This window comes from Listeria weihenstephanensis (assembly GCF_003534205.1).
GTDB classification, from domain to species: domain Bacteria; phylum Bacillota; class Bacilli; order Lactobacillales; family Listeriaceae; genus Listeria_A; species Listeria_A weihenstephanensis.
The window spans coordinates 1885612-1898944 of record NZ_CP011102.1; the positions used below are offsets into that span (position 1 = coordinate 1885612).

The following is a 13333-nucleotide window of genomic DNA, read 5'->3' on the forward strand; positions in this document are numbered from 1 at the left end:
CTTATTCACCTCGCTTGGCGTAGATTGCTACCCAATCCGTAATTTGCTCCTCGTGATAGACCGCTAATCCAGCTTTCGTTAACGCTTCAATCACCATTTCGCGTTTTGGTTCAATAATTCCTGACGCGATAAAAATACCATTTGGTTTTAGCGCCGCGTGTACGTCTTCCGGGAACAACACGATTACTTCCGCCAAAATATTCGCTACGATCACGTCTGCTTTTTGATCGATGCCTTTTAGTAAGTCGTTCTGCTGAATTGTCACGATCTTTTCGCAATGATTCTGCGCAATATTTTCTCTCGCCGCGCGAACCGCTACTTCATCAAGGTCCGTTGCCAAGACACTTTTAGCACCAAGTTTTGCGCTGGCAATACTCAGCACGCCAGAACCCGTCCCGACATCAATCACTTCATCGCCTGGTTTCACGATTTTCTCAAGAGCCTGCACACATAATTGCGTTGTCGGATGCGTCCCTGTGCCAAACGCCATACCTGGATCAAGCTCGATAATCATCTCGTCTTCCGTTTCTGGGGTGTAGTCTTCCCATGTTGGTACCACTGTAATCCGATCCGTAATTTTAACAGGATGATAGTATTTTTTCCAAGCCGTCGCCCATTCTTCATCATTCACTTCATTGACCTGAAAAGTTAAGTCGCCAAGCGGTATATCAAACTCGACCAAACCACGAATACGCGCTTCGATCTCCGGAACCATCTTTAGAAAGTCCTCCGTCGTTAAAAAGTAAGCTTTAATAATAACGCCTTCTTCAGGATAGTCTGCTGCTTGCAAATCATAAATCTCACCAAAACGATCCTCATGTTCACGCGTCAAATCAGCAGAATCCTCGATCGAAACACCGCTTGCCCCCGAATCATTCAAAGCATATGTAATCGGCTCTACCGCCTCATTTACAGAGTGAATCTCAATCTCTGACCATTTCATTTTTAATTCCCTCCAAATAAAAGGCTCAGTATTACTGAAAACGCAATACCTGAGCCTTTTTCATCTATTTTATCCTTTAAAAGCTCTTCTCATTTTATCAAAGAAACCTTCACTGTTTTCATCTACTTTATCACCTGTTGTTGTCGCGAAATCACGGAGAATTTCTTTTTGTTTCTCGTCCAGTTTTTTCGGAACGATAATCTTAACCACGACATGCTGGTCGCCCGTTCCGTTACCACGAAGATGCGGAACACCTTTGTTTCTTAAACGGAAAGTCGTACCAGTTTGAGTGCCAGCAGGAATTTTCAAGCGGATTTTACCATGAACGGTTGGGACATCAATCTCGTCACCAAGGGCTGCTTGAACGAACGTGATTGGAACTTCCACATAGATATCGTTACCTTCTCGTTCAAAGAATTCATCACGTGTTACGGAGAATACAACATAAAGATCGCCGTTTGGTCCTCCATTAACGCCGCCTTCACCTTCACCAGCAACGCGCATTTGCTGTCCATCATCCACACCAGCAGGTACTTTAAGTTTGATTTTTTTCTTCTTCGTTACGCGACCTGAACCATGACATGTGTCGCATTTTTCTTTGATTTCTTTACCCGTACCATGACAATATTGGCACGTACGTTTATTGACAATCCGACCGAATGGCGTATTTTGCTCAACGTTAATCGAACCTTTCCCATCACAGTGCGAACATTTTTCTGGATGCGTTCCAGGTTTTGCACCGCTGCCGTCACACGTATCGCAGGCTTCTTCACGAGGAATTTCGATTTCAGCTTCTTTACCAAAAATCGCTTCCTTGAATTTCAAGCGCATCGTGTATTGCAGGTCGCTACCTTGACGCGGGGCATTTGGATCTTGACGAGCCGAACCACCGCCTCCGAAGAACGTATCGAAAATATCTTCAAAACCACCGAATCCTTGGCTGCTATATCCACCGCCGCCTCCACCAAAACCTTGATTTGGGTCAACATGTCCGTATTGGTCGTATTGTGCGCGTTTAGATTCATCGCTTAGTGTTTCGTAGGCTTCAGATATTTCTTTAAATTTCGCGTCAGCGCCAGCATCTTTATTGATATCCGGATGAAATTGCTTCGATAATTTACGATATGCTTTTTTTATCTCATCTGCTGAGGCGCTTTTGGAAATGCCAAGCACTTCATAATAGTCACGTTTAGCCATTTTTTGCGTCTCACTCCTTGTCCTTCTCGTATTTCTCTTAACGTATTGTAACACATGTTTTCTCAAAATTAAACAACATACCAAGAGAAAAAGCCAAAGCCAGCTCGACTTTGACTCTTTTCCCCTGCTATTTTTTAGCGCTTATTTTTTCTCAGCGTCATCGTCGTTTACTTCTTCAAATTCAGCGTCTACAACATCGTCGTTTGCTGCGCCAGCTTCAGGGTTTTCGCCTTGTGCTGCTTGTTGTTCTGCCGCTGCTTGCTCATAAAGTTTTACAGAGAGAGCTTGAACAATTTCATTTAACGCGTCTGTTTTTTCTTTGATAGCCTCGAAATCTTCGCCTTTAAGCGCTTCTGACAACTCATCGCGAGCCGCTTCTGCTTTTTTCACTTCTTCTTCGTCTACTTTGCCTTCTAGTTCTTTCAATGTTTTATCAACAGTGAACACTAATTGATCCGCATTGTTGCGAAGTTCTGCGTTTTCTTTGTTTTTCTTATCTTCTTCTGCATTTAATTCTGCATCTTTCACCATTTTTTCAATCTCTTCGTCTGTTAAGCCTGAAGAAGATTTGATTACGATGTTTTGTTCTTTACCAGTTCCAAGATCTTTCGCGCGAACTGTTACAATACCATTTTTATCGATATCAAAAGAAACTTCGATTTGCGGAATGCCACGTGGTGCTGGTGGCAAATCTGTTAATTGGAAACGACCAAGCGTTTTGTTATCTTTTGACATTGGACGCTCACCTTGCAATACGTGAATATCTACTGCTGGTTGATTGTCAGCCGCTGTCGAGAATGTTTGTGATTTCGATGTTGGAATCGTTGTGTTACGTTCGATAAGTGGAGTCATCACGCCACCCATTGTTTCAATTCCTAGAGAAAGTGGAGTTACGTCTAGAAGTACAACGTCTTTCACGTCACCAGTGATTACGCCACCTTGGATTGCAGCACCCATCGCTACAACTTCATCTGGGTTAACACCTTTATGCGGCTCTTTGCCTAATTCTTTTTTGATTGCTTCTTGCACAGCTGGGATACGAGTTGATCCACCAACTAAGATAACTTCGTCGATATCTTTAGCCGATAGTCCCGCATCTTTCAACGCTTGACGAGTTGGAGCAATTGTGCGGTCTACTAAATCGTGTGTTAACTCATCAAATTTAGCACGAGTAAGTGTTACTTCTAAGTGAAGTGGACCAGCTTCTCCAGCTGTGATAAATGGTAGAGAGATTTGCGTGCTTGTCACACCAGAAAGATCTTTTTTCGCTTTTTCAGCAGCGTCTTTCAAGCGTTGTAATGCCATTTTATCTTGCGCAAGGTCGATACCGTTGTCGCGTTTAAATTCAGCAACTAGGAAATCAATAATTTTTTGGTCAAAGTCATCCCCACCAAGCAAGTTATCGCCGGCTGTTGAGTGAACTTCGAATACGCCATCGCCAAGTTCTAGAATAGATACGTCAAAAGTACCGCCACCTAGGTCAAAAACAAGGATCGTTTGGTCTTTGTCTGTTTTGTCCATACCGTAAGCAAGTGCTGCTGCTGTAGGTTCGTTGATGATACGTTCTACTTCAAGTCCTGCAATTTTACCAGCGTCTTTTGTTGCTTGACGTTGTGCATCATTGAAATAAGCTGGTACTGTAATAACCGCTTTATCAACTTTTTCACCAAGGTAATCTTCTGCGTAGCCTTTAAGGTATTGCAAGATGATAGCGCTGATTTCTTGTGGTGAATAGTCTTTATCTTCCACTGTTTCTTTGTAATCTGTACCCATGTGGCGTTTGATCGATGCTACCGTGTTTGGGTTTGTAATCGCTGCACGTTTTGCAACTTCCCCAACTTGACGTTCGCCGTTTTTGAAGCCGACAACAGATGGTGTTGTACGCGCACCCTCTGGATTTGGAATGATTTTTGCTTCTCCGCCTTCTAATACTGCCACCGCAGAGTTTGTAGTTCCTAAGTCAATACCGATAATTTTACTCATAATAATATTCCTCCTATTGTTACCAACCGCCTCAACAGCAATCGGATTCTCGTTTTATTTTATTGGTTTACTTTTACCATCGATGGGCGGATAACGCGATCTTTCAGCTTGTACCCTCTTTGCAGCTCCATCGTGATTTCATTGCTTTCTTTTGTTTCATCATTATCTTGCATTACCGCTTGATGGAAATTCGGGTCAAATTGCTCGCCGAGTGCGGGAATTACTTCCAAACCTTCCTTTTCAAGCGCCGTCATGATCTGGCCATACACCATTTTCATACCGGTTAAAAGTGCTTCCATTTGCTCTGAGTCACTTTCAGTATCCAATGCTTTCTGGAAACCATCAAGCGCCGGCAGTAACTCTTCGGCAATGCTTTGCGAACGGTATTTCTGATTCGCCGTACGCTCCGCTATATTACGTTTTTTTACATTCTCAAAATCGGCTTGCAAGCGCAAGTAACGATCCTCAGATGCTTCTAATTTGTTTTCAATTTCTAGCAAACGTTTCTCAACTTCTGTCAACGTGACATCCTCGTTCTCCACGTTTTCATTGTGAACTTCCATCTCTTCTTCCACTGCGTTCAATTCTTCTGCTGCTTCTTTTTCGATTTCTTGTTCTACTTTTTCTTTTTTGTTTTTTTGCTCAGACACGTTTGTCACCTCTTCTATTTTTGATTATCATGATAAAGCTTTGTTAAAACGGTAGTCAAATCCCGACTGACGAGATCAACTAAACCTATCATGCGATCGTACTCCATTCGGGTCGGACCTAGAAGGACAATGCCTCCTACATGCTCATTCGCGATACTGTACGTCGCAGTAATAATACTACAATTGTCCATCAAATGATTATTGATTTCCGTACCGATTTTCACATTTAGACCTTTTGGAAGATCAGAAAAGAGCTGATACACATCCTTTTCCTGATCCATCAATCTTAGTAACTCACGAACTTTTTCAAAATCATGAAACTCAGGTTGGTTCAAAATATTCGTTTTTCCACCAAAATATACTTTTTCTTTGCTGATTTGCTGAAATGATTCTTTCAAAACCGAAAGCATCAACTCGTGATTCACAACATTGGTGCGAAGTAAATCTGCGACCTCTGCTGGAATCTTAGCATTCATTTGATCCAAAGGAAGTCCCACCAAACGCTCATTCAAAATATTAACGACTCGCTCCATGTCACTCGGCGTCATCGTTTCAGGGATACTCACCACATGATTATCAATATGCCCTTGATCGGTGATTAGAATTAGCATCGCTTGATTTCGATTTATTGGTACAAATCGGAATCCGCTCAATCGATTTTGTTTCGACGCTGGGCCAAGTAAAATCGATGTATAATTCGTCAAATCCGATAACATAAAGGCTGATTTCTGGATAAGTTGCTCCATTTCAAAGTAAGTCTCCGAAAAAAGCGACTGAATCGACATGATATCTTTCTTATCCAACTTGTGCGGTTCGAGTAAATAATCCACATAAAAACGATAGCCTTTCTCAGAAGGAATACGTCCAGATGAAGAATGCGTCTTTTCAATAAAGCCATGTTCTTCTAAAACGCTCATCTCATTGCGGATCGTCGCTGAGCTAAATGGTAAGTTATTCTCCTTCAGCAAATTCTTGGATCCAACTGGTTGCACAGTCTCGATGAAATGGTCGATAATGGCACGAAAGATCAACAATTGCCTTTCCGTTAACATAATCTATCACCTCTTTTTAGCACTCGATAGGTTTAAGTGCTAAATACAATTATAAATTTACCATTATGGTCGCCAACTGTCAACAAAAAACACTCGATTTCAGACTAAAGTAGTAATTAGCTGAAACCAAGCGTTCTTATAAAAACTCTTGAAAAACATTATTCCCTAAAAAACGCCCTCTTCGCGTTAAACGGACACTTTCTGATGTTGATTCCAACCAGCCTTTTTCGATTGTCTTATCAATCGCGTGTCCAAATGTTATATCCAGTTCTTGTCCAAATTTATTTTTAAAATGCATTTTATCCACACCAGCAACTTTGCGCAAACCAAGAAACATCTCTTCTTCCATTTTTTCTTTCATGGTTAATTCCTTTTGCTGAAAAAGCGGAAGTTCGTTATTTTCTAGCGGTTGCATGTATTTTTTGATGGGGCCGTAGTTCGAATAACGTGTTTCGCCAATATAACCATGTGCGCCTGCACCAAAACCATAATAATGCTCGTTGCTCCAATACACAATATTATGACGGCTTTCATAACCAGGTTTTGCAAAATTACTAATCTCATACTGTTTACGGCCATGTTTTTCCATCGTCGTCATCAACATTTCATACATGTTCGCCTCAGCATCTTCACCTGGAAGCATCAGTTTTCCTTTTTGCATTAGATTATAGAAAATCGTTTTCGGCTCGATAATTAAGGAATAGGCAGAGTAATGTGGCAAATCAAGGTCAAGTGCCTTCGTCAGTGTATCCTCAAAATCCGCTTCCGTTTGACCTGGCAAACTAAAAATAAGATCGATACTAACGTTCTCAAAACCTACTTGCTTAGCATTATTTACAGATTGATAAACATCGTCCACCGTATGAATACGCCCTATTTTTTTTAAGAGCTCATTATTAAAACTTTGGACTCCCATACTCAAACGATTAACACCGTGGTCCTTCATCACTTGCAGTTTACTGATCGTTAAATCTCCAGGATTCGCTTCAAAACTAAATTCAGCGTCTTCTGTCATTGGAAAAATGCGCTGTACCGCCGAACACAACTTAGCCAGTTGTTGCTCGGTAAGCGTCGTCGGAGTCCCACCACCCACAAAAACCGTCTCAACCGGCTCCATTGTATGCTTGCTTGTCACCATTTCCATTTCTTTAATTAATAAATCCACATATTCATCCACTGGTTGCCCTTCTAAAAAAACTTTATTAAAATCGCAGTAATAACAAATATGCTCGCAAAAAGGAATGTGAATATATACAGCCGTCATCTTGATACACCCTCTTCATTAAGGAGAAAAAGCGAACTTGTCTCGCTCACATTTTTTGCAAAAGTGAACAAGATAAAATCGCTTTTTTCGCCATTTCTTATTTATCATCCATTTTTAGAATTGCCATAAATGCTTCTTGCGGAACATCTACAGAACCAATAGATTTCATACGTTTCTTACCTTCTTTTTGCTTCTCTAAAAGTTTCCGTTTCCGCGATACATCTCCACCATAACATTTGGCAAGGACGTTTTTACGGAGCGCTTTAATCGTCGAACGCGCCACAATCTTAGTGCTAATAGCCGCTTGAATTGGCACTTCAAATTGTTGTCTTGGAATCAATTCTTTTAGTTTTTCTACGATAATTTTTCCGCGATCATACGAGAAGTCACGGTGAACAATAAAGCTAAGCGCATCGACTTTTTCATTGTTTAACACGATATCCATCTTCACAAGTTTAGATTCGCGGTAGCCAATAAGTTCATAATCGAACGACGCATACCCTTTTGTACCTGATTTCAATTGATCAAAGAAGTCATACACAATTTCAGAAAGTGGCATTTCGTAAATAACGCTGACACGAATATCGTCTAGATACTCCATCGTCATGAAATTACCACGTTTATTTTGAGCAAGCTCCATGACAGCACCCACGTAATCATTTGGTACCATAATTGTCGCCTTAACGTAAGGTTCTTCCACAGACTCTATAACACCTTGCTCTGGCATTTCTGCTGGATTATCAACAACAACCATCGATCCATCCGTCAAGTTCACGTGATAAATAACACTTGGCGCCGTCGTAATTAGATCGATATTAAATTCACGCTCAATACGCTCTTGAATGATTTCCATATGAAGCAACCCAAGGAACCCACAACGGAAACCAAAACCTAAAGCTTGAGATGTCTCTGCTTCGTATTGTAAGGCCGAGTCATTCAATTCTAATTTTTCAAGCGCATCACGTAGATCATTGTATTTCGCCGAATCAATAGGGTATAAACCACAATATACCATCGGATTTAATTTACGATAACCTGGCAATGCCTCGGATGCTGGGTTATTGGCAAGTGTGATCGTATCCCCAACACTTGTATCGCTAACATTCTTAATAGCAGCCGTCAAATAACCAACATCTCCAACCATTAACTGATCTCTCGGCGTCGCTTTTGGCGTAAACACACCAACTTCAGTAACCTCGAATTCACGACCATTCGCCATCATTCGAATCTTGTCACCGGCTTTAACAACACCATCCATAATACGAATATTCGCGATAACACCACGATACGCATCAAACACAGAATCAAAAATAAGTGCTTTTAGCGGCGCATCAATATCTCCCGTTGGTGCTGGAATCTTCGCTACCACTTGCTCTAAAATTTCTTCAATTCCAATGCCCGATTTAGCAGACGCGAGTACAGCATCCGATGCATCTAGCCCTATAACATCTTCAATTTCTCCACGAACACGTTCTGGTTCCGCTGCTGGCAAATCAATTTTGTTGATAACTGGCATAATTTCCAAATCATTATCTAGCGCCAAATAAACATTAGCAAGTGTCTGCGCCTCAATCCCTTGCGCCGCATCTACTACTAGAATTGCACCTTCACACGCCGCCAAACTACGCGATACTTCATACGTAAAATCGACATGCCCTGGTGTATCAATTAAGTGAAAAATATATGTTTCGCCATCTTTGGCATTATACGATAATTCCACAGCATTCAACTTAATAGTAATGCCCCGCTCGCGCTCCAAGTCCATCGAATCGAGCAGTTGTGCTTTCATTTCACGATGCGTGAGTGCATTCGTCATTTCGAGAATACGATCGGCAAGCGTTGATTTACCATGATCAATATGCGCTATTATCGAAAAATTTCTTATTTTCTTTTGTCTTTCTAGCATTTCTTCCTTCTTCATTTCTCCAGCTCCCGAATTCGAACTCATCTTATTAAAACGATGGCAAGCTAAGATAGATTATATCAGTAGAGCTCGCTATTTTCAATCACTTCCGACTTTTTTTGTGAAAAAATAAATAAATTAGTAAAGTAATATTGCAATATCCGCTTTCTTTAGGTATAATAACATTTGTTCTAGTGTAATTTTGAAGGGTATGGTATATATTATAGATACTACCTCATAATTTTGGGCGGAGGTGAATGAAATGCCAAATATTAAATCAGCAATCAAACGAGTAAGAACAACTGAAACTCGCAATAGCCGTAATACTTCTCAACGTACTGCAATGCGTACAGCTGTTAAAAAATTCGAACAAGCTGCAGAAAACAATGCAGAAAACGCGAAAGAACTTTACGTTGAAGCTAGCAAAAAATTAGACAGCGCGGTAAGCAAAGGTCTACTTCACAAAAACAATGCAGCACGTAATAAATCTCGTTTAGCTAAAAAACTAGCTAAATAATATGATTTAAAACCGCAAAAGCATCGCACCCCGTGTGATGTTTTTTTGTGCTTGGAAATAGCTCTTATGCGATGTAAATCGGCGGCAATCGTTCGCATTGTTGGGGCTGTTCGAAACAGAGTGAGTTACAGCCCCAATATGCCTATGAGCGAGCATCGCGAATAGGCGTTCTTTCAGGAGTTTTAGAATAAGGATGCGGTTCATTTCTATGGTTCGGCTACGCAATACTCGCTACACTTAACTTCTTACATAAACAAATAGGTGCAGCTCTCCAGCTTCCTTTGGCCTAAATGCATACAAACGCTTCCGCTCGATTTGTTGAAACCGTGGTGTTTGTCCTACCCCTTTAAAAATAATTCTTAGCCCTATCGTTGTAGTTTTCTTTGGTCTTGTAGGGAGAATAGGAACCATTCTAGTTTTTGAGATTTGTCTCCATAGCCAGTTTTCATTTCGAAGTCCATTTGCGCTAGTCTTTCTAAGGTTGCTGTTAGTTCTTGATAGGAGAAACTTTTAGCTTGTCTAGCGCCTACTTTGACTCGAAACGGGTGAACTTTTAATTTTTGGGCTATTTGTTGTTGACTAAATCCTTGTTTTTCTAATAATTTAATTTGGGTCAGTAAACGGAACTGGCTAGCAATGAGGGCCAATATTTTGATTGGTTCTTCTTTTTGTTTTAAGAGATCGTAATAAATACTCAGTGCTCCACTGATATCTAGAGCTATCATTTTGTCGAGTAGCAAGAAAATATTTTGTTCAAGTGATCTCACAACTAAGCTTTCAACATCAGTTGTATGGATAGCCCGCTCATCTAGTTTGTAGAGCATCAGTTTATCTAATTCATTCATCGCCGTTGTTAATTGGCCCCCTGTTAGTTCGATAAGTCGATTTGTAGCTGCGTTGTCCATTTGGAATTCGTTGGCATCCGTTACACCTTGTAGCCACTTTCGTAATTCGGCTTCGTTTGGGCGCTTCGCATCAATTATTGTCGCTTGTTTCTTGATTAGTTTGGTGAGTTTTTTTCGTTCATCTAGTTTTTCTACCCTCGCAACAAAAACTAAAATGGAATAATCCACTGGTTCGTTCAAATAATCTTCTAGTCTCGCCGTTCGATGCTCGATTTTACTCTTTGTTTTTTCCGTCGTTAAAAATGTTGGATTAGATGCAATAATAAGACGCCGATCGCCGAAGAAAGGGATTGTTTCTGCCTCTTCCACAACTTGCTCAATTGCTGTTTCTTCCAAATCAAAATTCGCATAATTAAAATCTGTATCTTCTGCATCTAAGATACCTGTGACAAGGCGCTTTTTCGTTTCGTTAATAATATAGTCCTCTGTCCCAATAATTAGATAAACAGGTGCAAATTGTTTCTTCTCTATTTTCTTCCATTCTGCAATCATAGACCGCCCTCACCTTCCTAAATATCTCTACCCTATCGTAAATCAAGAAGGAAGTTTGTGCAAGTGCAAATATCACTCTATCCCAAAGGTAAATCCCTTCGAAAAAGTGTAGATAATCTCACCTTGGAGATCTGTACGATATATGGTCGTATTAGAATTTCGTAAGGTTGCTAAGGTTTCTTCACGTGGATGGCCAAACCGATTGGCAACACCGCAAGAAATAATGGATATTGATGGCTCTACTTTATCGATAAATGTTGGGGTGGTTGATGTTTTACTACCGTGATGCCCAACTTTTAAGATATCTGCTTTTATTAAAGGATCTTCCAACAAGGCTTGTTCTGTTTCCTTCTCAATATCGCCTGTAAACAACCACCTTTTTTGATCTAATAGAGCTGAAATAACGATGGAATCATTGTTACCGCCTTCGCCTTTCTTAGTTGGACTGATAACTTGGAAAGTGGCATCCCCTTTCTTCCATCTGTAACCGGATAGTATCGCTTTTGCAGGGATATTTGGAAGAGCTTGAAGGGCTTTTTTCATAATACCTTTTGTTTCGGCGCCCTCTGCATAAATTAATTCCTTGATTTGGATCGCTTTTCCGACATCAATGAGCCCTTCCATATGATCAGCATCACTATGTGTCACGATTAGTTTATCGACTTTCGAAATCCCATTGGCTTTTAAGACTGGTGTCACAATATTTTTCCCTACGGAGAATGGCTCTTTACGCTCCGCCCATGCTTCTTTTTCAAAAGCCATTTGCCCGCCTACATCAATCACATACGTTCCTTTATTCCACGGCAATTGAATCAGAACGCTGTCACCTTGTCCAACATCGATAAACGATACTTTACCGGTTATATTAATCGTCCCGATAAGAAGGCATAGACATATTGGAATCAGATAGCGATATGCTTTACCTGTTTTCTCCCAACTATAGAAAAAGTAAATGGTAAAAATGATTAATAGTAACAGTAAAATTTGATCTGGCCTTCCTGTTATCCATGTTGTGAAGGGAATTTTTTGTAGGAGTGTGGCGAGTGATTCCGATATATTTACTGCCATTTTCATAATCACAGACGGGATGAAAAGTAAAAATGGAGCTATGTTTAGACAAAATATCGCTAAGAAACTTAGTGGTAATAAGATAAACGTGAATAGTGGCACATAAATAATATTTAGAAACACGCCTACAATCGAGAACTCATAAAAATGATAGCTCATGACAGCGATTCCTGAGACAGTAGAAATCAGCGAGATATAAAGAGAACTGAGTATAGACGACGATACCTTGCGCAAAATTTTCCGGCCAGATAATATAATGGCAAATGAAACGGCATAAGAAAGTTGGAAACCAATTTCAAAAATACTATATGGATTGAACAGGAAAACTAAAATAAAACTAGCACATAACGCTTGAAGTGATGTCACGCGTATTGGTGATAATCGTCCTGCCATCAGACAAATAGTCATTATTGCTGCGCGAACAACTGGGGCATTTCCGCCAGTCATAAAACAATAGAGCGGTAATAAACACATTACGATAATGGCTGTTTTTTCAATTTGAAAACCTAAGCGCCTTAGTAACAACAATAATCCTGAGATAATTAAGTTCACGTGCAATCCAGAAATCGCCAGCAAATGAACCACACCAAGACGTTGGTAACTCTCATAAACCGATGTTTCCACGTAACTTCTATCTCCATATATTAGGGAGGCGATGTATGGAGCAATTTGGGGGTCCATTTCTGTGTCGATCTTTTCCAATTGTTTTTTCCGAAAATTTTTTAAACTATAGATCCATGATGTGCTTTTTCCAGCCATTGGTTGTACGGTATTCGTTTTTAATAGCCAATGAACTTGCTTTCGGTACAAAAAGGCTTGATAGTTGAATTGATTCTTATTCCGGTTTTGTTCAGGAGCTTCTAATTCACCAGCTACTTGCAATTGGTCGCCATAGTTTAACTTCATGAATTCTTTTTGTTCTTGTTCTGATGTTATTTTATAGCTTAGTTGGAATCGCTCCCCTTGATATAAAACTTGGGCACGAAAAGCGTCCCCGTCAATGACAATACCATCATTTAAAGTAACAGTTCCTGTAAGTTCACCAGCCGCATGTTGTGAACTATTTTGATTGTCTGAAAACCAGAAAAAACCTCCTGCTACAAGGGTAAGACTGAAAAAGACTACTAGCTTAGATCGCTTAAACAGAAACGAGATAACGAGTAGAATACCAAGTAACAGAAGAATATTTGTTGAAATGGATAAACATAAGACAGCGAGGATAATAGCCATAGTTATCGTCAAAAAAAGACGTTCTATAGTCCTCACCTCATTTTATTTTAGAAATTGTTGACGCAATTTATCTTCTAGGTGCGCAATCGTTTCCTGAGCTACGTCCTCTTGTTGCAACACTTCTTGTAC

At 40.3% G+C, this 13333-nt stretch carries 10 protein-coding genes; 1 reads left to right on the forward strand and 9 read right to left on the reverse strand.

Annotated features, from left to right (window positions below; genetic code table 11):
* Position 1 precedes the first annotated feature (1 nt).
* The 7 genes from prmA to lepA form a co-directional block, all read right to left on the reverse strand.
* A complete protein-coding gene (gene prmA, locus UE46_RS09150) occupies positions 2-943 on the reverse strand; it encodes a 50S ribosomal protein L11 methyltransferase (protein WP_036061855.1) in 942 nt (313 codons plus the stop codon).
* Positions 944-1012: 69 nt separating this feature from the next.
* Entirely contained in the window at positions 1013-2140 is a 1128-nt protein-coding gene (dnaJ, locus tag UE46_RS09155; protein WP_036061853.1) for a molecular chaperone DnaJ, read from the reverse strand.
* Between the two features lie 141 nt (positions 2141-2281).
* The gene (dnaK, locus tag UE46_RS09160) at positions 2282-4123 is read right to left on the reverse strand and encodes a molecular chaperone DnaK (protein ID WP_036061852.1); all 1842 of its coding nucleotides are present in this window, start codon (positions 4121-4123) and stop codon (positions 2282-2284) included.
* Between the two features lie 59 nt (positions 4124-4182).
* Positions 4183-4773, reverse strand: coding sequence for a nucleotide exchange factor GrpE (gene grpE / locus UE46_RS09165; protein ID WP_118907565.1), 591 nt, complete (start codon positions 4771-4773; stop codon positions 4183-4185).
* A gap of 14 nt (positions 4774-4787) precedes the next feature.
* Complete coding sequence (gene hrcA, locus UE46_RS09170) at positions 4788-5825, reverse strand: heat-inducible transcriptional repressor HrcA (RefSeq protein ID WP_036061851.1); 1038 nt, start codon at positions 5823-5825, stop codon at positions 4788-4790.
* Between the two features lie 136 nt (positions 5826-5961).
* Positions 5962-7089, reverse strand: coding sequence for a radical SAM family heme chaperone HemW (gene hemW, locus UE46_RS09175; protein WP_036061850.1), 1128 nt, complete (start codon positions 7087-7089; stop codon positions 5962-5964).
* Positions 7090-7186: 97 nt separating this feature from the next.
* Positions 7187-9010, reverse strand: coding sequence for a translation elongation factor 4 (lepA, locus tag UE46_RS09180; protein ID WP_036061848.1), 1824 nt, complete (start codon positions 9008-9010; stop codon positions 7187-7189).
* 244 nt (positions 9011-9254) lie between these two features.
* Here lepA and rpsT point away from each other — a divergent pair, with 244 nt between their 5' ends.
* On the forward strand, positions 9255-9509 hold the full coding sequence (gene rpsT / locus UE46_RS09185; RefSeq protein ID WP_036061847.1) for a 30S ribosomal protein S20: 255 nt from the start codon (positions 9255-9257) through the stop codon (positions 9507-9509).
* Between the two features lie 365 nt (positions 9510-9874).
* Here the strand turns inward: rpsT and holA are convergent, their stop codons facing one another.
* Both holA and UE46_RS09195 read right to left on the reverse strand, forming a co-directional pair.
* Complete coding sequence (holA, locus tag UE46_RS09190; protein WP_036061845.1) at positions 9875-10906, reverse strand: DNA polymerase III subunit delta; 1032 nt, start codon at positions 10904-10906, stop codon at positions 9875-9877.
* Between the two features lie 72 nt (positions 10907-10978).
* Positions 10979-13204 (reverse strand): DNA internalization-related competence protein ComEC/Rec2, encoded by a 2226-nt coding sequence (locus tag UE46_RS09195; protein WP_077912568.1) that lies wholly within the window; start codon positions 13202-13204, stop codon positions 10979-10981.
* Positions 13205-13333 lie beyond the last annotated feature (129 nt).

Excerpts from the sequence above, each read along its gene's own strand:
- prmA (WP_036061855.1), bottom strand. The coding sequence starts at position 943 with ATGAAATGGTCAGAGATTGAGATTCACTCTGTAAATGAGGCGGTAGAG.
- dnaJ (WP_036061853.1), bottom strand. The coding sequence starts at position 2,140 with ATGGCTAAACGTGACTATTATGAAGTGCTTGGCATTTCCAAAAGCGCC.
- dnaK (WP_036061852.1), bottom strand. The coding sequence starts at position 4,123 with ATGAGTAAAATTATCGGTATTGACTTAGGAACTACAAACTCTGCGGTG.
- hrcA (WP_036061851.1), bottom strand. The coding sequence starts at position 5,825 with ATGTTAACGGAAAGGCAATTGTTGATCTTTCGTGCCATTATCGACCAT.
- hemW (WP_036061850.1), bottom strand. The coding sequence starts at position 7,089 with ATGACGGCTGTATATATTCACATTCCTTTTTGCGAGCATATTTGTTAT.
- lepA (WP_036061848.1), bottom strand. The coding sequence starts at position 9,010 with ATGAAGAAGGAAGAAATGCTAGAAAGACAAAAGAAAATAAGAAATTTT.
- rpsT (WP_036061847.1), top strand. The coding sequence starts at position 9,255 with ATGCCAAATATTAAATCAGCAATCAAACGAGTAAGAACAACTGAAACT.
- holA (WP_036061845.1), bottom strand. The coding sequence starts at position 10,906 with ATGATTGCAGAATGGAAGAAAATAGAGAAGAAACAATTTGCACCTGTT.
- UE46_RS09195 (WP_077912568.1), bottom strand. The coding sequence starts at position 13,204 with ATGGCTATTATCCTCGCTGTCTTATGTTTATCCATTTCAACAAATATT.